The organism is Pseudomonas sp. TE3911, from assembly GCF_054062775.1.
In genome coordinates, this window is the sequence record NZ_JBSSFP010000001.1 from 5,750,838 (window position 1) to 5,766,994 (window position 16,157).

Here is a 16,157-nt window from a genome sequence, read left to right on the forward strand (position 1 = left end):
GAAACGATATTTGACGATTGCGCAATATCGTTCCGGTGAGCGTCTACAGTTGGACTGATAGTGTGTGAATGCACCAAAGTCGGGTATTGCGGTCAGAGCCTGACTATCCATTTAAAAGGGGGGTATTCGGATTGTGTATCAGCAAACCCTACGACGATGCCCGATGGCAGCAGGTCTTGGGCGCTATTGAACAGGTCCGGGTAAATATGGGTGCCGCTGTCAGGGCACTTTTTGCCGCTCGCGCTAGTCTTAGCGTGGATCGCTGTGACGCAAGTCACCGCACCTGTCTACGCTATCCTTGTGCGAGACTCACGCAGGAATCCAGCGCTATATGAATGTCCTGATCGTTGATGACGAACCCCAAGCCCGCGAGCGACTGACCCGCTTGGTCAGTGAACTTGAGGGTTATACAGTCCTTGAGCCGAGTGCCACCAACGGGGAGGAGGCGTTGACGCTGATCGACAGCCTCAAGCCCGACCTGGTGTTGCTCGATATCCGCATGCCGGGCCTTGATGGCCTGCAAGTCGCCGCCCGGCTGAGCGAGCGAGAATCGCCACCCGCCGTGGTGTTATGCGCCGCGCAAGAAGAGTTTGCTGAGCAGACGCTGGAAGCCAGTGGCGTCAGCTTTGTGATTAAACCAGTGACTGCCGAAGCCTTGCTCAAGGCCATGAAGAAAGCCGAGCGCCCCAACCGCGCCCAACTGGCAGCCTTGACCCAGCCTGCCGCCCAAAGTGGTAACGGGCCGCGCAGCCACATCAGCGCACGTACGCGCAAAGGGATTGAGCTGATTCCACTGAGCCAGGTTGTTTATTTTATTGCCGATCACAAGTACGTGACCCTGCGACATGAGGCTGGCGAAGTGTTGCTCGATGAGCCGCTCAAGGCCCTTGAGGATGAGTTCGGCGAACGCTTCGTGCGTATCCACCGCAATGCGTTGGTGGCCCGCGAGCGGATCGAACGTCTTCAACGCACACCTCTGGGACACTTCCAGTTGTTCCTTAAAGGGCTTAACGGCGATGCTTTGATCGTCAGTCGACGCCATGTCGCGGGCGTGCGCAAAATGATGCAGCAGCTTTAGTTCGAGGGCTGTAGCGAGGCCTGCATTCCTTATCCCGGTGCGACGTGGCCAGGGAGGCCCCGCACTTGCTGATTCAAATCAAAGCGCATTTGCCTGAGCTGTTATTATCTGCCGTATCTATTCAGTACGGATTGATCCATGTCCTCTCGCGAAATCCGCATCGCCACCCGTAAAAGTGCTCTGGCCTTATGGCAGGCCGAATACGTCAAAGCACGCCTTGAGCAGGCCCATCCCGGCCTCACGGTGTCCCTGGTGCCCATGGTCAGTCGCGGCGACAAGCTGCTTGACTCGCCACTGTCGAAAATCGGGGGCAAGGGCCTGTTCGTCAAGGAACTGGAAACTGCGCTGCTGGAAAACGAAGCCGACATCGCCGTGCACTCGATGAAAGACGTGCCCATGGACTTTCCCGAAGGCCTGGGCCTTTTTTGCATCTGCGAGCGCGAAGACCCGCGTGATGCCTTCGTTTCCAACACCTATGCATCCCTGGATGAGCTGCCGCTGGGCAGCATCGTCGGCACCTCCAGCTTACGTCGTCAGGCCCAGCTGCTGACCCGCCGTCCAGACCTGCAGATCCGCTTTCTACGTGGCAACGTTAACACTCGCCTGGCTAAGCTGGATGCTGGCGAATATGACGCGATCATCCTGGCTGCCGCTGGTTTGATCCGGCTGGGTTTCGAAGATCGCATCACCTCCGCCATCAGCGTCGAAGACAGCTTGCCAGCGGGTGGACAGGGCGCCGTGGGCATCGAATGTCGCACCGCCGACAGCCAAATCCACGAACTTCTCAAGCCGCTCGATCACCACGATACCGAAGTGCGTGTCACAGCCGAGCGAGCTCTGAACAAGCACCTCAATGGCGGTTGCCAAGTGCCGATTGCTTGCTACGCCGTGCTCGAAGGTGAAGACCTGTGGCTGCGTGGCTTGGTCGGCGACCCTGACGGCGGCACCTTGTTGACGGCAGAAGTGCGCGGGCCGCAGCGTGATGCCACGGCGTTGGGTATCCAGGTCGCTGAAGAGCTACTGGATAAAGGCGCTGGTGCCATTCTGCAAAAAGTCTACGGTGAGGCCGGTCCGCAGTGAGTGGGTGGCGAGTGCTGCTGACGCGGCCTGCAGAGGAATCGACCGCCCTGGCGGCGTCGTTATCTGAAGCCGGCATTTTCAGCAGCAGTTTGCCCCTGCTGGACACTGAGCCTTTACCCATCACGCCCGAGCAACAGGCTGTCTTCCGTGACCTGCATCGCTATTGCGCGGTGATCGTGGTGAGCAAGCCCGCTGCGCGCCTTGCCCTGCAGCAGTTGGCTCATCATCCCAAACCACAAATGCCTTGGTTCAGCGTCGGCGCCGGAACTGCGCAGGTACTGTCCGATCAGGGCCTGAACGTTCACTATCCCCAAAGCGGCGACGACAGCGAGGCCTTGCTTCAATTACCGGCGTTGCGCGAGGCTATCGCGTGCCGCGATTCACGGGTGTTGATTCTGCGTGGCGAGGGCGGTCGAGAGTTGCTGGCGGAGCGTTTGCGCGAGCAAGGTGCTAGTGTCGACTATCTGGAGTTGTACCGCCGTTTCCTGCCGACCTATGACGCCGGTGTGCTGGTGCAACGCATCCAGTTGGAACGCTTGAACGGCCTGGTGGTCAGCAGTGGGCAGGGTTTTTTGCACCTGCAAGCCTTGGCCGGCTCCGATTGGCCACAGGTGGCACAGCTGCCGTTGTTCGTGCCCAGCCCACGAGTCGCCGAGATGGCACGGGCTGCTGGCGCAGAAAAAGTTGTGGATTGTCGCGGCGCGAGTGCCGCGGCTTTGTTAGTGGCGTTACGGAGTCATCCCGTTCCCACTCTCTGATACGCAAAGGACGGATACGTGAGCGAAACAGCCTTGCCTAAAGATGAAACCCAACCCGCACTCGATGCGCCGGTTGAGTCACCGGTCACCACGCCGCGCCGTGGCAATGGCCTGGCAGTTGTCGCCTTGCTGCTTGGCGCCGTGGGTGTTGCTGCCGGAGGTTGGGGGATCTGGCAGGTCCGCGCCCTGCAAGCCAGCAGCCAGCAGCAGCTGGGTCAGGTGCAGACCTTGGATGACCAATCCCAGTCCCTCAAGCAAAGTCAGCAGCAACTGGCTGCGCGCTTGGCCCAGTTGCCGGGCGCTGACGAGTTGGAAGAGCGCCGCCGTCTGGTCGCCCAGTTGCAAGGTGATCAGCAGCGCCTTAACCAGCGTCTGGAAACCGTGCTGGGGGCCAGCCGTAAAGACTGGCGCCTGGCCGAGGCCGAGCACCTGATCCGTCTGGCGAGTTTGCGGCTGTCCGCCCTGCAAGATATCAACAGTGCCCAGGCGCTGGTGCAGGGTGCCGACGAGATTCTTCGCGAGCAGAGCGATCCAGGTTCCTACGCTGCGCGAGAACAATTGGCCAAGAGCCTGGCCGCGTTGCGCAGTACCGAGCAGCCGGACCGTACCGGGCTCTACCTGCAATTGGCAGCCTTGCGTGACCAGGTTGTGCAGTTGGCAGCCATTGCCCCTGAATATCAACTCACCGAGCCCTCTGGGCAGGGGCGTCCAAGCAGCGATACGGATAGCCGCTGGAGACAGTGGTGGGAGCAGATTTCCCGTTACTTCCGCATCGACTTCAATCCCGACGATAACATTCGATCACTGCTCGCCGGTCAGGGGCTGAACCAAGTTCGCCTGGCCCTGAGCCTGGCGCTGGAGCAGGCGCAATGGGCGGCGCTCAATGGAGAGTCGGCGGTGTACAGCCGTTCGCTGGGCGAGGCGCGCAGCGTGTTGCAGGACAACTTCAACCAGGACAATCCGCAGAGCAAGGCGATGCTGGCGCGTATCGCCGAGCTTGAGCCAAAAGCCGTGTCGGTAGTGACACCGGACCTGGCGGCGAGTCTGGCTGCGGTGCAGGCGTACCTAGAACGTCGTCATGTGTCTGCTGACGAAGCTAAGGCGGCGGCTGGCAAGCCGGCGATCCAGGAGTAGAGCCGATGAAGCGTTTCTATGTGATCCTGGTGCTGGTGGTTGCGATCGCCCTGGCACTCGCTGTGGGCATTTCGAAACACACCGGCTATGTGCTGATTACCTATCCTCATGTGCTGCATTACGAGTCGAGCCTATGGGCGACCGTGGTAGCAGTGTTTGCCATCGGCCTCGCCATTTACCTGATTCGCGTGTTGCTGAGCCTGGTGACCACCTCCGGTGGCGTGGTCAACCCGTGGTCTCGGCGTAACCGCAGTCGCCGTGTGCAGATCGCCATCGAACAGGGCCAGATGGACCTCGCTGAAGGCCGCTGGGCCAGCGCTGAGCGTCATCTGCATCGTGCAGCTGAAGCTGAGCGCCAGCCTTTGTTGTACTACCTGGGCGCGGCCCGTGCGGCGAATGAGCAGGGTCGGTATGAGGAGTCCGACGGTTTGCTGGCGCGTGCGCTGGAGCGTCAGCCCCAAGCGGAGTTGGCGGTCGCGTTGAGCCATGCGCAATTGCAGTTGGACCGTGGCGATACTGACGGCGCGTTGACGACCTTGCAGGTCATGCACGAGCGTCATCCCCACAACGCCCAGGTATTGCGCCAATTGCAGCGTTTGCACCAGCAGCGAGGCGACTGGTCTTCGGTCATCCGACTGCTGCCGGAGCTGCGCAAGGACAAAGTGCTGCCTGCCAGCGAACTGGCCGAGTTGGAGCGCCGTGCCTGGGGCGAGAACCTGAGCCTGGCTGCTCAGCGCGAAGAGCAGGGCGAAGCGGGTTTGCAGTCCCTTGAGCGGGCCTGGCAGCAACTCACTTCGGCTCAGCGTCAGGAGCCGCAGTTGGTGCTGGCTTACGCTGAGCAACTGCGCCAGCTGGGCGCCGATGCCAAGGCGGAGGAGGCGTTGCGCGGTGCTATCAAGCGCGGCTATGACAGCCACCTGATTCGTCTGTACGGCCTGCTGCGCGGCGGTGACCAGGCCCGGCAATTGAAGTTTGCCGAGGGGTGGCTCAAGGATCATCCGGGTGATGCCAGCCTGCTGCTGACGTTGGGTCGTCTGTGCTTGCAAAACAGCCTATGGGGCAAGGCACGGGATTATCTGGAAAGTAGCCTTCAAGTGCAGCGTAATCCTGAGGCGTGTGCCGAGCTGGCGCGGTTATTGGCCCAGTTGGGTGATACCGAGCGCAGCAACCAACTGTTCCAAGAAGGTTTGGGTCTGCTGGATAACCGCTTACTGGCCTCTCCGCTGCCAGTTCCTACCCGGTCTTGATGTAGGAAAGGAATGGAGGGTTTGCTCAGATACGTCTGAGAGTTAGCCCTTCAATGCCCAGCAGATGCTGGGTTTTAAGCGTTCTACTGCAAACTCCTACACTGGGATGCTCGAAGTCTTTCATGCTTATGCGGGATATCCCTGCGATCTCACAGAACTGTCTGCTCTGTCGCGTATTGAAAGGGGTCGGGCCTTTCCTCTACCGTAACGACCTATCTCTCGCTGTGCGGATAAAGCATGTCTTTGGCCCCTTCACGCTCCTTGTTTTTTCTTGCGTTCATGGCGGGTGCGCTGACGTTGGGCGCGTCCTTCTATCTTGAGTTCGGTGCATCGTTACGCCCGTGCTTCCTGTGCCAGATACAACGGGCCTTTCTGGCCGCATTCACGCTCATCAATCTGGTTGCCGCTATCCATTCATCCAGTCGATCCACTTACTACCTGTACGGGCTGACGAGCATGGGATGTGCATTGTTGGGTGCCGTTACCGCTGTGCGTCAGGTGCTGCTGCAAAATGCCGCACCGGATCAGGCCGCCGATTGCTGGCCCAGCCTGAGCCACATGATCGATAACCTCTCGGTGTGGCAGGCCTTACGATTGGTGGTCGAGGGTACCGTCGATTGTGTGGAAATAAGCTGGACGCTGTTCGACTTGAGCCTTCCCGAATGGAGCCTGTTGTTCTTCCTGGGCATGCTAGTCCTCGGTGTCATACAGTTTTCACGGCTGTATTTGAGCCGTCCCCTGCGTCCGGTAGGGCGCTGAACGAAGGTCGCGGTTTGTAGGATGGGATTAAACACTTGTATGAACTTTCTCTCCTGCGTACCTTGAAGCCATAGTCGTGCGGGCATAATCTGGCCCGCACGCGTTATTAAAACCGTTTGCTTGTCAGATGCGGCCTTGTCCCGCTGCGGCTTACTCCTTGAAGTGTTGCGCGGGCATCAGGCGGCAGCGCCCCTATAGGGAAGAGAGATCATCATGCTGGAAAGTTGTCAGAATGCTCAGGAACGCTGGGGTGGGGTGCACAAGCTGATCGACAGCTGGTTGAAGGCACGTCACGAACTGGTTCGGGCCTTTGATGCTCTCGGCGCCAAGCCTGAGGCACTGGGTGAGAATCGCGAGCCGTTGCAGGATTTCTGTGGTGTCTTGGTGGACTACGTGTCGGCCGGCCACTTCGGCGTCTACGAGCAGCTGACCAAGGAGGCCGAAGCCTTCGACGATCAACGTGGTCTCGACTTGGCCGAAACCATTTACCCACGCATTGATGTCATCACCGAGAAGCTGCTGGCGTTCACCGACCTGTGTGATGCCGGAAACTGCGTTGCCGAAAAATTCAAGGAGTTGGGCGCGCTGTTGCATGAGCGCTTCGAACTGGAAGATTGCTTGATCGAAGTGCTGCACAATGCCCACAAGGAAGAGCCAGCCACTCAGGCTTGATCCTCAACGGTGATTTAAAAAAACGGTGCGCATGACGCACCGTTTTTTATTGGATCATTGGCGAGTGCCGAGTAACTCGATCTCGAATACCAATGGCGTGTAAGGCGGGATCAACTCGCCCGCGCCGTCGGCACCGTAGGCTTGGGCTGATGGGATCACCAGGCGCCATTTCGCTCCCACCGGCATCTGTTGTAACGCACTGCTCCAGCCGCTGATCACACTGTCCAGGCGAAACCACTGGGGCTGTGTGCTCTGATCGAAGACTGTGCCATCGGGTAACCGTCCAACGTATTTCACTTGAACCTGATCATTAGCTCCAGGTTTGCTGCCGCTGCCGGGTGTCAGTTCCGTGAGCAGGATTCCGTCAGCTAATTCGCGCACCCCTTTTGCCGTTTTTTCCTTGGCTAGAAACTGCTGTTCAGCTGCGAGCGACTTTTCACTTTTGGGTGCTTGGGCGTCGGCTTCGGCCTGCGCTTCATGCTGGGCAAGAATCTGTTCGATGCGCTTGTTATCCAACGCCAGCGGCTTGCCTTGATAGGCTTGATTGAGGCCCTCGATCAACGCCTGGATCTGCAGGTCCGGCACCTCCTGGCGCAGGCGTTCACCGAGGCTGGCGCCCAGGCTGTAGGCAAGGTCGTGCTGCTCTTGGTCTGCCGTTTTGGAGGGTGATTTCTCGCCCGCATTGGCTACGGAAATTGCCAAGCCCAGAACAAGAAAAAGGTAACGCGACATGGGCATTCTCCCGCCGAAAGTGCGACGGATTATGCCAGTGTGAAAGGGTAAAAAGTGTCGCGTGTTTTCGATATATCGATAAGAATTTTCGTACCGTGCAACGCAAGGCAAACGATACTGTCAACATGCCCTAGCGGCGGTAAGAGCAGAGGGCTAGTATGAGCCGCACCCACGTCAGCCAGGAGGTAAACCATGTCGGCCAAACAGAAGCCTGTTAATACCCCGTTGCACTTACTCCAACAACTGTCGAGCAGCCTGCTCGAACATCTGGAAAGCGCGTGTTCCCAAGCGTTGGCCGATGCAGAAAAACTGCTCGCCAAGTTGGAAAAACAACGCGGTAAGGCGCAAGAAAAGCTGCATAAATCCCGTACCAAACTGCAAGACGCCGCCACCGCCGGCAAGGCCAAGGCACAAGCCAAAGCCAAAGACGCTGTCAAAGAACTTGAGGACCTGCTGGACGCCCTCAAGGATCGCCAAGCTGAAACGCGCGCGTACATTTCCCAACTCAAGAAAGATGCTCAGGAAAGCCTGAAATTGGCCCAGGGCGTTGGTCGTGTTAAAGAAGCCGTGGCGAAAGTGCTGGGCGCTCGTACACCTGCAAAAGCAGTTGCAGCGAAGGCACCCGCCAAAGCCGCCGCCAAGCCAGCTGCTAAGGCTGCTGCTGCAAAACCAGCCGCTAAGCCAGCTGCTAAAGACTGCTGCTGCAAAACCAGCCGCCAAGCCAGCTGCTAAGACCGCTGCTGCAAAACCAGCCGCCAAGCCAGCTGCTAAGACTGCTGCTGCAAAACCAGCCGCCAAGCCAGTTGCTAAGACTGCTGCTGCAAAACCAGCCGCCAAGCCAGCTGCTAAGACTGCTGCTGCAAAACCAGCCGCCAAGCCAGTTGCTAAGACTGCTGCTGCAAAACCAGCCGCCAAGCCAGCTGCTAAGACTGCTGCTGCAAAGCCAGCCGCCAAGCCAGTTGCTAAGACTGCTGCTGCAAAACCAGCCGCCAAGCCAGTTGCTAAGACTGCTGCTGCAAAACCAGCCGCCAAGCCAGCCGCCAAGCCAGCTGCTAAGCCTGCCGCTGCAAAACCAGCTGCAAAACCAGCTGTTAAGCCTGCTGCTGCAAAACCAGCAACAACTGCAACCGCCCCGACAGCCTCCACCGCTCCAACAGCACCGGCCAGCAGCACTCCTGCACCGGCAGCATCGAACACCACCCCAACCAGCGCTTCCTAAGTGCCGGTGGCCACGGCGCGCAAGTGTTGCAGCGCGTCGTGGTCAAGGTTGTTGGCCGCCTCAGCCCCCAGTCCTTCAAGCCATTTCTGACCCCCGCTCACCTCTGCGCTCATCCAGTTCTGTGCCAGCGCCTCCAGGCGTGTCAGTAGCCCGCGCTCCGCCTCCAACTCCAGGGCTTTGACCCGCTCCCGTAACGCCGCCAGCTGTTCGTCCTGCTGCGCCAACGTCCGCCATTGCACGCGCACTTGTCGCAAGGGCTCGATGACTTGCTTCTGCCACGGCCCGGCTATCTGTGTTAACGCTTGAATGCGCTCGCAGGTCAGCGCCACGCCACGATGTTCCAGCCATGCCCCACACAGCAGCAGGCACACATCCGCTCCTTGTTCCTGCAAGCGCAGACAAGCGGCTTCCACGCCCGGACGGGCGTAAGTCGAGAGGGCAAAGCTCCACAGGTCAGCGCACATATTCACACCCAAGCCAGCGGGCAACGAAGCTGGTAGACTCCGCCGCCATTATGATCCGACTTCAAAGCCTAACATTACAGCGTGGCCCGCAACGTCTTCTCGAAGACGCCGAGCTGACCCTGCACGCCGGTCACAAAGCCGGCCTGATCGGTGCCAACGGCGCCGGCAAATCCACGTTGTTTGCCCTGTTGCTGGGTGAGCTGACCCCGGATTCCGGGGACTGCTTGCTGCCCGCCGACTGGCGCATCGCCCATATGCGCCAGGAGATCGACACCCTGGACCGCATCGCGATCGACTACGTGCTCGATGGCGACCTGCGTCTGCGCCAGGTGCAACACGACCTGGCCGAGGCCGAGAAAGCCCAGGATGGCGCCGCACAGGCCCGCCTGCACGCGGAACTCGACAGCGCCGACGGCTACACCGCCGACGCCCGCGCCCGCAAGATGCTTGCCGGCCTTGGCTTCACCAACGAGCAGATGGACCGGCCGGTCGCCGACTTTTCCGGTGGCTGGCGCATGCGCCTTAACTTGGCCCAGGCGCTGATGTGCCCCTCGGACCTGTTGCTGCTCGACGAACCGACCAACCACTTGGACCTCGATGCGATCCTGTGGCTGGAAGACTTCCTCAAGAGCTACCAGGGCACCTTGCTGCTGATTTCCCACGACCGGGATTTCCTCGATGCTGTGGTCGACAACATCGCACACGTCGAACAGAAGAAGATCACCCTCTACCGTGGCGGCTACACCGCGTTCGAACGTGCGCGTGCCGAGCGCCTGGCCCAGCAGCAGCAGGCGTTCGAGAAGCAGCAGGCGCAGCGTGCGCACATGGAAAGCTACATCGCACGGTTCAAGGCCCAGGCCACCAAGGCCCGTCAGGCCCAAAGCCGGATCAAGGCGTTGGAGCGCATGGAAGAACTGTCGGCGGCCCACGTCGATTCGCCATTCGACTTTGTGTTCCGCGAGTCGGTGAAGATCTCCAGTCCCTTGTTGGACCTCTCGGATGCTCGCCTGGGTTATGGCGAAAAAACCATCCTGGAAAAGGTCAAACTGCAGCTCACGCCAGGCGCGCGCATCGGTTTGCTCGGCCCCAACGGCGCGGGCAAGTCGACCCTGATCAAGAACCTCTCGGGCGAACTGCAACCTTTGGCCGGCCGCCTGACTCGTGGTGAGAACCTGGTGGTGGGCTACTTCGCCCAGCATCAGCTGGACTCTCTCGATTCCAAGGCAAGTCCGTTGCTGCACCTGCAACGCCTGGCGCCGACCGAGCGCGAGCAAACCCTGCGTGATTTCCTAGGTGGTTTCGACTTCCGTGGCGCGCGTATCGATGAGCCGGTGCTGAACTTCTCCGGTGGCGAAAAAGCCCGCCTGGCCTTGGCGCTGATCGCCTGGGACCGCCCAAACCTGCTGCTGCTCGATGAACCCACCAACCACCTGGACCTGGAAATGCGCCTGGCGCTGACCATGGCCCTGCAGGAGTTCAGCGGTGCGGTGCTGGTGGTGTCTCACGATCGCCACTTGCTCAAGAGCACCACCGATAACTTCCTGCTGGTCGCAGATGGCAAAGTCGAAGAGTTCGACGGCGACCTCGATGACTACGCACGCTGGCTGACGGATTACCGTCTGCGTAACGCGCCGGTCAGCAACACACCGGTTAACCCGGATAAGACTGACAAGAAGGCTCAACGTCAGGCTGCTGCTGCATTGCGCCAACAGTTGGCGCCGCATAAGTGCGAAGCCGACAAGCTCGAAGCCGAGCTGGGCAAGGTTCACGAGCGCCTGGCCAAGATCGAAGCCAGTTTGGGCGACAGCGCTGTATACGAGGCGGCCCGTAAGGACGAGCTGCGTGACCTGCTGGCCGAGCAGGCCAAGCTCAAGGTCCGTGAAGGGCAGTTGGAGGAAACCTGGATGGAAGCCCTCGAACTGCTTGAAACCCTGCAAGCGGAGCTGGAGGCGCTGTCCTGATGGAGGCGTTGCAGTTGCCGATACCCACGCAATGGGTCGAGCCCGCGTGGATCGGCGTACAAATCCTGCTGATCCTGCTGGGCGCATACCTCGCCCAGCGTTTCGTTGCCAAAGGCCTGACCCGTTTGGGTGAGCGCTACCCGTTTCCGCCGCAACTGTTGATGCCGCTGCGCGGTGGCTTGCGCTGGCTGATCATGGGCAGTGCGCTGATCTTCGTGCTGGGTCGCCTGGGCGTGTCCGCCACGGTGTTGTGGACGGCGCTGTCGGGGTTTGTTGCGGTTGCCGCCGTAGCGTTCTTCGCGATGTGGTCGGTGCTGTCGAACCTGCTGTGCGCGATCTTAATCTTCACCGTTGGGCCGTTCCGCATTGGTGACATCGTCGAGCTGGTGGATACGGTCGACAAGCCGGGGGTGAAAGGCCGTGTGGTGGCAATCAATCTGCTCTACACCACGCTGATCGAAGTGGCGGAAGCCGGCACCGACAGCGCGATGGTGCAGGTCCCAAACAGCCTATTCTTCCAACGCTCTGTACGACGCTGGCCAGGCACCCATGTGTTTCCTGGTGACCGCTAGCATTCACCGCGCGTAAAAATCTATAGCCAGCCTCTGGTCGGCGGAGTTAGCTTTAGGCACAACAATCGCTGACTCTCTCCCGAGGTGTGCAATGGCACTCGATACGTGGCTGGCCTTTTTCCTGGCCAGTTGGATCATCTCCCTTTCCCCTGGCGCCGGTGCCATCGCTTCGATGTCCAGCGGCCTGCAATATGGTTTCGTGCGCGGTTATTGGAACGCCATTGGCCTGCAATTGGGCCTGGCGATGCAGATTGCTGTGGTGGCGGGCGGCTTGGGTGCCATTCTGGCGGCGTCGTCGACCGCGTTCTATGCGATCAAATGGTTTGGTGTGGCGTACCTGGTGTACCTGGCTATCAAGCAATGGCGCGCCTTGCCCATGGACATGACCGATGACGCGGCGCCACGTCCGATCGGCAAGCCGATGGCGATGATGTTCCGTGGCTTTCTGGTCAACGCCAGCAATCCAAAAGCCCTAGTGTTCATGTTGGCGGTACTGCCGCAGTTCGTGAACCCGCAGGCGCCTTTGCTGATCCAGTATCTGATCCTGGGCGCGACGATGATCAGCGTCGATATGATCGTGATGGCGGGATATACGGGATTGGCGTCAAAAGTGCTGCGGCTGTTGCGTACGCCTAAGCAGCAAAAACGTGTTAACCGCACGTTTGCCGGATTGTTCGTTGGGGCTGCGGGTTTCCTGGCCAGCTTGCACCGCGCCACGGCATAACTGAAGAAACGGGGTCAAAAGTGTGGGAGGGGGCTTGCTCCCGATGGCGGTGTCTCAGCTACAGCTAAACTGACTGAGACACTGATATCGGGAGCAAGCCCCCTCTCACATTGGGTTTGTGTCGCCCAGAGGATCACCGCTCTGCGCAAAGTCTCCGGCGCTTCATTCCTAGGCACGTTATTACGCAACACCGGTAGGTTGGGCGCTTGATGCCCACCACCCAATTGCTCCACATCCTCTCCGAGTGCCTTTGCCACTTCTTTCATCCCATTCGGGCGGTTCAGGCTAACGCGCACATTGCGGCTGTTCACCAGTTTGGTGTCCTGGCCTTCACCGTGGTGGTAAATGCTGAGGTGATCTCAAAGGTGCGTGTGTTGACCGGCTGAAATCCTCCACCAGCGTCAGGCCCAGTACGGTTGAGTGGCTGTGGGAGTTCTCCAGAGCATGGCCAGATCCTCGCGAAATCGTCCCTACCGGTTAATAGCTGTTACCTGTTTGAGTGAACCGATTTGGAGCTCATATGGGTAAGCCATGTCGAAGTGCCACTATTCGACTGCAAAAATCCAGGGTCCTTATCCGCACCCCATCACTTACACCTTGAGTCAAACCGGATAAGCCTTAACAATGTGTTACTTCGTATTTCCCTTTGAGATTCGTTCATGACTGCCCCCTTCCGTTTTCTCGCCTGGCTGATGTTGCCGGCGTTGATGTCGTGCAGCTCCAACCTGTTGGCGGCAACTGCCGAAGGCGCGCCACAAGCCCTGCATTTGCTGGACTACATTGGCGCTGACTACCCGCCGACGGTGGAGGCGGGCAAGGTGGTGGATGATTCGGAATTTCGCGAGCAGGTGGAGTTTCTCGGGGTGTTGCAGGGGTTGGTGGCGGACTTGCCGCAAAGACCTGAGCGCGCCGAGCTGGTAAAGGGCGTTGATGAATTACTGTCAGCTGTCAACGCGCATGAGGATGGCGCGACCGTCGCCCGGCAGGCCCGTCAGTTGGGCGCCAAGTTGGCCGTCGCTTATGAAGTCAGTCAGGCCCCGGCCATCACGCCCGACCCGACGCGCGGTGCACCGCTCTATGCCCAGCATTGCTCGGTGTGCCACGGCACTGCCGGCGCGGGTGATGGCCCGGCGGGCGTGGGCCTCACACCGCCGCCTGCCAACCTGCGGGATGCCGCGCGCCTGGATCGTCTGAGCCTCTACGCGATCTATAACACCCTGGGCCTGGGCGTCGAAGGCACCGATATGCCGTCCTTTGCCGATCAGTTGGACGACCGTCAGCGCTGGGACCTGGCGACCTACATCGCTGGCTTCACCGCTGACCCGGCTGCGGCAAAAAGTGAGCAGTCCTTCAACCTCGCCGATCTGGCTCGCCGAACCCCCAACGAAGTGTTGGCCGCAGACGGCCCGGCCGCTGCCGCAACCTTCCGCGCCCAGCGTGCGCAACCACCGCAGGTCAAGCGTGGCCCGGCCCAGTTGCTCGACTACACCGCAACGACCTTGGACAAGAGCCTCGCCGCGTTCCGTAATGGCGACCACGAACAAGCCTACGACCTGTCCGTTGCGGCTTATCTGGAAGGTTTCGAGCTGGTGGAAAGCTCCCTGGATAACGTCGATGCTAACGTGCGCAAAGATACCGAGAAGGCCCTGATGGCCTACCGTCAGTCGTTGCAGGATGGCTTGCCGATTGAGCAGGTGCAGCAGCGCCTGGACGTGGCCAAGGGCAAGCTCACCGAATCCGCCGGTTTGCTGGGCAGCGACGGTTTGAGTTGGTCGTTGAGCTACATCTCAGGCCTGCTGATCCTGCTGCGCGAAGGCCTGGAAGCAATTTTGGTGCTGGCAGCGATCCTTGCCTTCCTGCGTAACACCGGCCAGCAATCGGCGGTGCGCAGCGTTAACGTCGGCTGGGGCCTGGCGTTGCTGGCGGGCTTGGCCACCTGGGCATTGGCGGCGTATGTCATTGATGTCAGTGGGGCCCAGCGCGAATTGCTTGAAGGCTGCACGGCCCTGTTCGCCAGTGTCATGGTGCTGTGGCTGGGCGTCTGGATGCATGATCGCCGCCATGCAGCGGCGTGGCAGGACTACATCAAGAGCAGCTTGGTGGGCGGCGGTGGGCGTTTTGGTTTCGCGGTGCTGGCGTTCTTCTCGGTATACCGCGAGTTGTTCGAAGTAATCCTGTTCTACGAAACCCTGTGGCTTCAAGCCGGCCCGGCCGGGCACAACGCGGTGCTGGCGGGCGGTGCAACGGCGCTGGTGCTGCTGGTGGGCCTGGCTTGGGTAATCCTGCGCGGTTCGGCGAGGTTGCCGCTGGCGCTGTTCTTCGGCATCAACGCGGCGCTACTGTGCGCGCTGTCGGTGGTGTTCGCCGGACATGGCGTCAAGGCGTTGCAGGAAGCCGGCATCTTCGGCACGCGGCCAGTGGCATTCTTTGATTTCGACTGGCTGGGTATCCACGCCGACGCGTATTCGTTGAGCGCCCAGGCCTTAGCGATCCTGGCGATTGTGGTGCTGTATGGTCGCAGTCGTTTGGCCGAAAAACGCCGCGTGACGGCTTGACTATGCGGGTATGGATTGACGCCGATGCCTGCCCTCGGGCGGCCAAGGACCAAGTGGTGAAGTTTGCCCTCAAACGCCAGTTCGAGGTGGTGCTGGTGGCTGGGCAGAGCCAGATCAAGCCGAGCTTTGCCTGCGTGAAGCTGATCGTGGTGCCCAGTGGTCCGGACGCGGCGGATGATTACTTGGTAGAGCACGCCGTGCCCGGCGAACTGGTGATCTGCAGCGATGTGCCGTTGGCCGACCGCCTTGTGAAAAAGGGTGTCACGGCGCTCGACCCGCGGGGCAAGGAGTTCAGCCCCGCGAACATGAGTGAGCGGTTGGCGGTGCGTAACCTGTTTACCGATCTGCGTGAGCAAGGCCAGATGGGCGGTGGGCCGCCGCCCCATAGCGAGAAGGATAAGCAGGCGTTCGCCAACTCGCTCGACCGCATCCTCACCCAGTTGATGCGCCCCGCCTGACTTCCGTACCTCGCCCGGGGCAAGCCCGCTCACCACAATCTAGTGTTGTGTGAGCGGATCAGTCGTTTTCGTGGGTCAGTTCCAACACCCGGTCCACCAGCTTGTTGATGCCTGAAGCCACCTCGCTGATGTTCTTGCCGAGCATATAGGCCGGCGTACTCACGAGCTTGCGCGCCGTGTCTTCGGCGATATCTTCAACCGCGCACTCCTGATGGGAGGCGCCCATTTTGTCCAGGGCTGCGACGGTGTCGGTGTCGTTGCCGATGGTGCAGGTCACGCCTGGGCCGTAGATTTTTGCGGCCAGGGCCGGTGAGATGCAGATCAGCCCGACCGGCTTTCCGGCTTCGGCAAAGGCTTCAGCCAGTGCCAATACTTGTGGATTAACGCTGCACTCTGCGCCTTTCACAGCAAAGTCCGACAGGTTCTTCGCCGCACCAAACCCGCCGGGCACGATCAACGCATCGAACTCTTCGGCATTGGCCTGTTTGATGTCCTTCACCTCGCCTCGGGCAATGCGCGCCGACTCCACCAGCACATTACGTGACTCAGGCATCTCTTCACCGGTGAGATGGTTGACTACGTGCAGCTGTGGAATGTCGGGGGCAAAGCATTGGACCTGAGCGCCGCGCTGGTCCAGGCGCAGCAGGGTGATCACGCTTTCTTGGATCTCTGCGCCGTCATACACGCCGCAGCCGGAAAGGATCACTGCAATCTTTTTGCTCATGGGCATTTCTCCTGGGGTCT

15 protein-coding genes and 3 pseudogenes are annotated in these 16,157 nt (G+C 60.1%); 14 read left to right on the plus strand and 4 right to left on the minus strand.

Features of this window, described 5'->3' with window-relative positions; translation table 11 throughout:
• Window positions 1–218: 218 nt before the first annotated feature.
• From ACVWXD_RS26080 to ACVWXD_RS26115, 8 genes and pseudogenes are all read left to right on the plus strand, one after another.
• A pseudogene (locus ACVWXD_RS26080) lies at window positions 219–335 on the plus strand (sensor histidine kinase); the annotation flags it as partial.
• Complete coding sequence (locus ACVWXD_RS26085) at window positions 332–1,078, plus strand: LytR/AlgR family response regulator transcription factor (protein WP_095185190.1); 747 nt, start codon at window positions 332–334, stop codon at window positions 1,076–1,078. The pseudogene ACVWXD_RS26080 and the gene ACVWXD_RS26085, both read left to right, overlap by 4 nt.
• Window positions 1,079–1,216: 138 nt before the next feature.
• A complete protein-coding gene (hemC, locus tag ACVWXD_RS26090; RefSeq protein ID WP_032884352.1) occupies window positions 1,217–2,158 on the plus strand; it encodes a hydroxymethylbilane synthase in 942 nt (313 codons plus the stop codon).
• Complete coding sequence (locus tag ACVWXD_RS26095) at window positions 2,155–2,916, plus strand: uroporphyrinogen-III synthase (RefSeq protein WP_122754200.1); 762 nt, start codon at window positions 2,155–2,157, stop codon at window positions 2,914–2,916. Before hemC ends, ACVWXD_RS26095 begins: the two co-directional genes overlap by 4 nt.
• 18 nt (window positions 2,917–2,934) lie before the next feature.
• Window positions 2,935–4,050, plus strand: coding sequence for a uroporphyrinogen-III C-methyltransferase (locus ACVWXD_RS26100; protein ID WP_457371497.1), 1,116 nt, complete (start codon window positions 2,935–2,937; stop codon window positions 4,048–4,050).
• A gap of 5 nt (window positions 4,051–4,055) precedes the next feature.
• Window positions 4,056–5,297, plus strand: a complete 1,242-nt coding sequence (locus ACVWXD_RS26105; RefSeq protein ID WP_122754201.1) for a heme biosynthesis protein HemY — start codon at window positions 4,056–4,058, stop codon at window positions 5,295–5,297.
• Between the two features lie 237 nt (window positions 5,298–5,534).
• Complete coding sequence (locus tag ACVWXD_RS26110) at window positions 5,535–6,056, plus strand: disulfide bond formation protein B (protein WP_095185188.1); 522 nt, start codon at window positions 5,535–5,537, stop codon at window positions 6,054–6,056.
• Between the two features lie 213 nt (window positions 6,057–6,269).
• Window positions 6,270–6,728, plus strand: a complete 459-nt coding sequence (locus ACVWXD_RS26115; protein WP_032884346.1) for an Rsd/AlgQ family anti-sigma factor — start codon at window positions 6,270–6,272, stop codon at window positions 6,726–6,728.
• A 54-nt stretch (window positions 6,729–6,782) separates the two neighbouring features.
• Here ACVWXD_RS26115 and ACVWXD_RS26120 read toward each other — a convergent pair whose 3' ends face one another.
• Window positions 6,783–7,460, minus strand: a complete 678-nt coding sequence (locus ACVWXD_RS26120; RefSeq protein ID WP_457371498.1) for an FKBP-type peptidyl-prolyl cis-trans isomerase — start codon at window positions 7,458–7,460, stop codon at window positions 6,783–6,785.
• 192 nt (window positions 7,461–7,652) lie between these two features.
• On the opposite strand from ACVWXD_RS26120, the pseudogene ACVWXD_RS26125 reads away from it, so the two are divergent.
• Window positions 7,653–8,679, plus strand: a pseudogene (locus ACVWXD_RS26125) (AlgP family protein).
• On the opposite strand, the gene ACVWXD_RS26130 reads toward ACVWXD_RS26125, so the two are convergent.
• Window positions 8,676–9,143 (minus strand): TIGR02444 family protein, encoded by a 468-nt coding sequence (locus tag ACVWXD_RS26130; protein WP_095185185.1) that lies wholly within the window; start codon window positions 9,141–9,143, stop codon window positions 8,676–8,678. The pseudogene ACVWXD_RS26125 and the gene ACVWXD_RS26130 sit on opposite strands and share 4 nt — an antisense overlap.
• 50 nt (window positions 9,144–9,193) lie before the next feature.
• On the opposite strand from ACVWXD_RS26130, the gene ACVWXD_RS26135 reads away from it, so the two are divergent.
• The 3 genes from ACVWXD_RS26135 to ACVWXD_RS26145 all read left to right on the plus strand — a co-directional run bounded on the left by ACVWXD_RS26135 (window position 9,194) and on the right by ACVWXD_RS26145 (window position 12,400).
• Window positions 9,194–11,104: an ATP-binding cassette domain-containing protein gene (locus tag ACVWXD_RS26135; RefSeq protein ID WP_457371499.1), complete on the plus strand. Its 1,911-nt coding sequence runs from the start codon at window positions 9,194–9,196 to the stop codon at window positions 11,102–11,104.
• Window positions 11,104–11,676 carry a mechanosensitive ion channel family protein gene (locus tag ACVWXD_RS26140; RefSeq protein ID WP_032884339.1) on the plus strand — a complete coding sequence of 191 codons (573 nt, stop codon included), beginning with the start codon at window positions 11,104–11,106 and terminating at the stop codon, window positions 11,674–11,676. Before ACVWXD_RS26135 ends, ACVWXD_RS26140 begins: the two co-directional genes overlap by 1 nt.
• A gap of 91 nt (window positions 11,677–11,767) precedes the next feature.
• Window positions 11,768–12,400, plus strand: a complete 633-nt coding sequence (locus ACVWXD_RS26145) for a LysE family transporter (protein ID WP_032884337.1) — start codon at window positions 11,768–11,770, stop codon at window positions 12,398–12,400.
• A 143-nt stretch (window positions 12,401–12,543) separates the two neighbouring features.
• Here ACVWXD_RS26145 and ACVWXD_RS26150 read toward each other — a convergent pair.
• A pseudogene (locus tag ACVWXD_RS26150) lies at window positions 12,544–12,841 on the minus strand (penicillin-binding protein activator LpoB); the annotation flags it as partial.
• A 218-nt stretch (window positions 12,842–13,059) separates the two neighbouring features.
• Between ACVWXD_RS26150 and ACVWXD_RS26155 the strand changes: the two are divergent.
• Both ACVWXD_RS26155 and ACVWXD_RS26160 read left to right on the plus strand, forming a co-directional pair.
• Complete coding sequence (locus ACVWXD_RS26155; protein ID WP_457371500.1) at window positions 13,060–14,955, plus strand: FTR1 family protein; 1,896 nt, start codon at window positions 13,060–13,062, stop codon at window positions 14,953–14,955.
• Between the two features lie 2 nt (window positions 14,956–14,957).
• Window positions 14,958–15,413 (plus strand): YaiI/YqxD family protein, encoded by a 456-nt coding sequence (locus tag ACVWXD_RS26160; protein WP_032884331.1) that lies wholly within the window; start codon window positions 14,958–14,960, stop codon window positions 15,411–15,413.
• A 58-nt stretch (window positions 15,414–15,471) separates the two neighbouring features.
• Here ACVWXD_RS26160 and elbB read toward each other — a convergent pair whose 3' ends face one another.
• A complete protein-coding gene (elbB, locus tag ACVWXD_RS26165) occupies window positions 15,472–16,137 on the minus strand; it encodes an isoprenoid biosynthesis glyoxalase ElbB (RefSeq protein WP_122681933.1) in 666 nt (221 codons plus the stop codon).
• Between the last annotated feature and the right edge of the window lie 20 nt (window positions 16,138–16,157).

Coding starts and splice junctions, on each gene's coding strand:
- elbB (WP_122681933.1), bottom strand. CDS start 16,137: ATGAGCAAAAAGATTGCAGTGATCCTTTCCGGCTGCGGCGTGTATGAC.
- ACVWXD_RS26145 (WP_032884337.1), top strand. CDS start 11,768: ATGGCACTCGATACGTGGCTGGCCTTTTTCCTGGCCAGTTGGATCATC.
- ACVWXD_RS26160 (WP_032884331.1), top strand. CDS start 14,958: ATGCGGGTATGGATTGACGCCGATGCCTGCCCTCGGGCGGCCAAGGAC.
- ACVWXD_RS26155 (WP_457371500.1), top strand. CDS start 13,060: ATGACTGCCCCCTTCCGTTTTCTCGCCTGGCTGATGTTGCCGGCGTTG.
- ACVWXD_RS26135 (WP_457371499.1), top strand. CDS start 9,194: ATGATCCGACTTCAAAGCCTAACATTACAGCGTGGCCCGCAACGTCTT.
- ACVWXD_RS26120 (WP_457371498.1), bottom strand. CDS start 7,460: ATGTCGCGTTACCTTTTTCTTGTTCTGGGCTTGGCAATTTCCGTAGCC.
- ACVWXD_RS26140 (WP_032884339.1), top strand. CDS start 11,104: ATGGAGGCGTTGCAGTTGCCGATACCCACGCAATGGGTCGAGCCCGCG.
- ACVWXD_RS26130 (WP_095185185.1), bottom strand. CDS start 9,143: ATGTGCGCTGACCTGTGGAGCTTTGCCCTCTCGACTTACGCCCGTCCG.
- hemC (WP_032884352.1), top strand. CDS start 1,217: ATGTCCTCTCGCGAAATCCGCATCGCCACCCGTAAAAGTGCTCTGGCC.
- ACVWXD_RS26115 (WP_032884346.1), top strand. CDS start 6,270: ATGCTGGAAAGTTGTCAGAATGCTCAGGAACGCTGGGGTGGGGTGCAC.
- ACVWXD_RS26105 (WP_122754201.1), top strand. CDS start 4,056: ATGAAGCGTTTCTATGTGATCCTGGTGCTGGTGGTTGCGATCGCCCTG.
- ACVWXD_RS26110 (WP_095185188.1), top strand. CDS start 5,535: ATGTCTTTGGCCCCTTCACGCTCCTTGTTTTTTCTTGCGTTCATGGCG.
- ACVWXD_RS26085 (WP_095185190.1), top strand. CDS start 332: ATGAATGTCCTGATCGTTGATGACGAACCCCAAGCCCGCGAGCGACTG.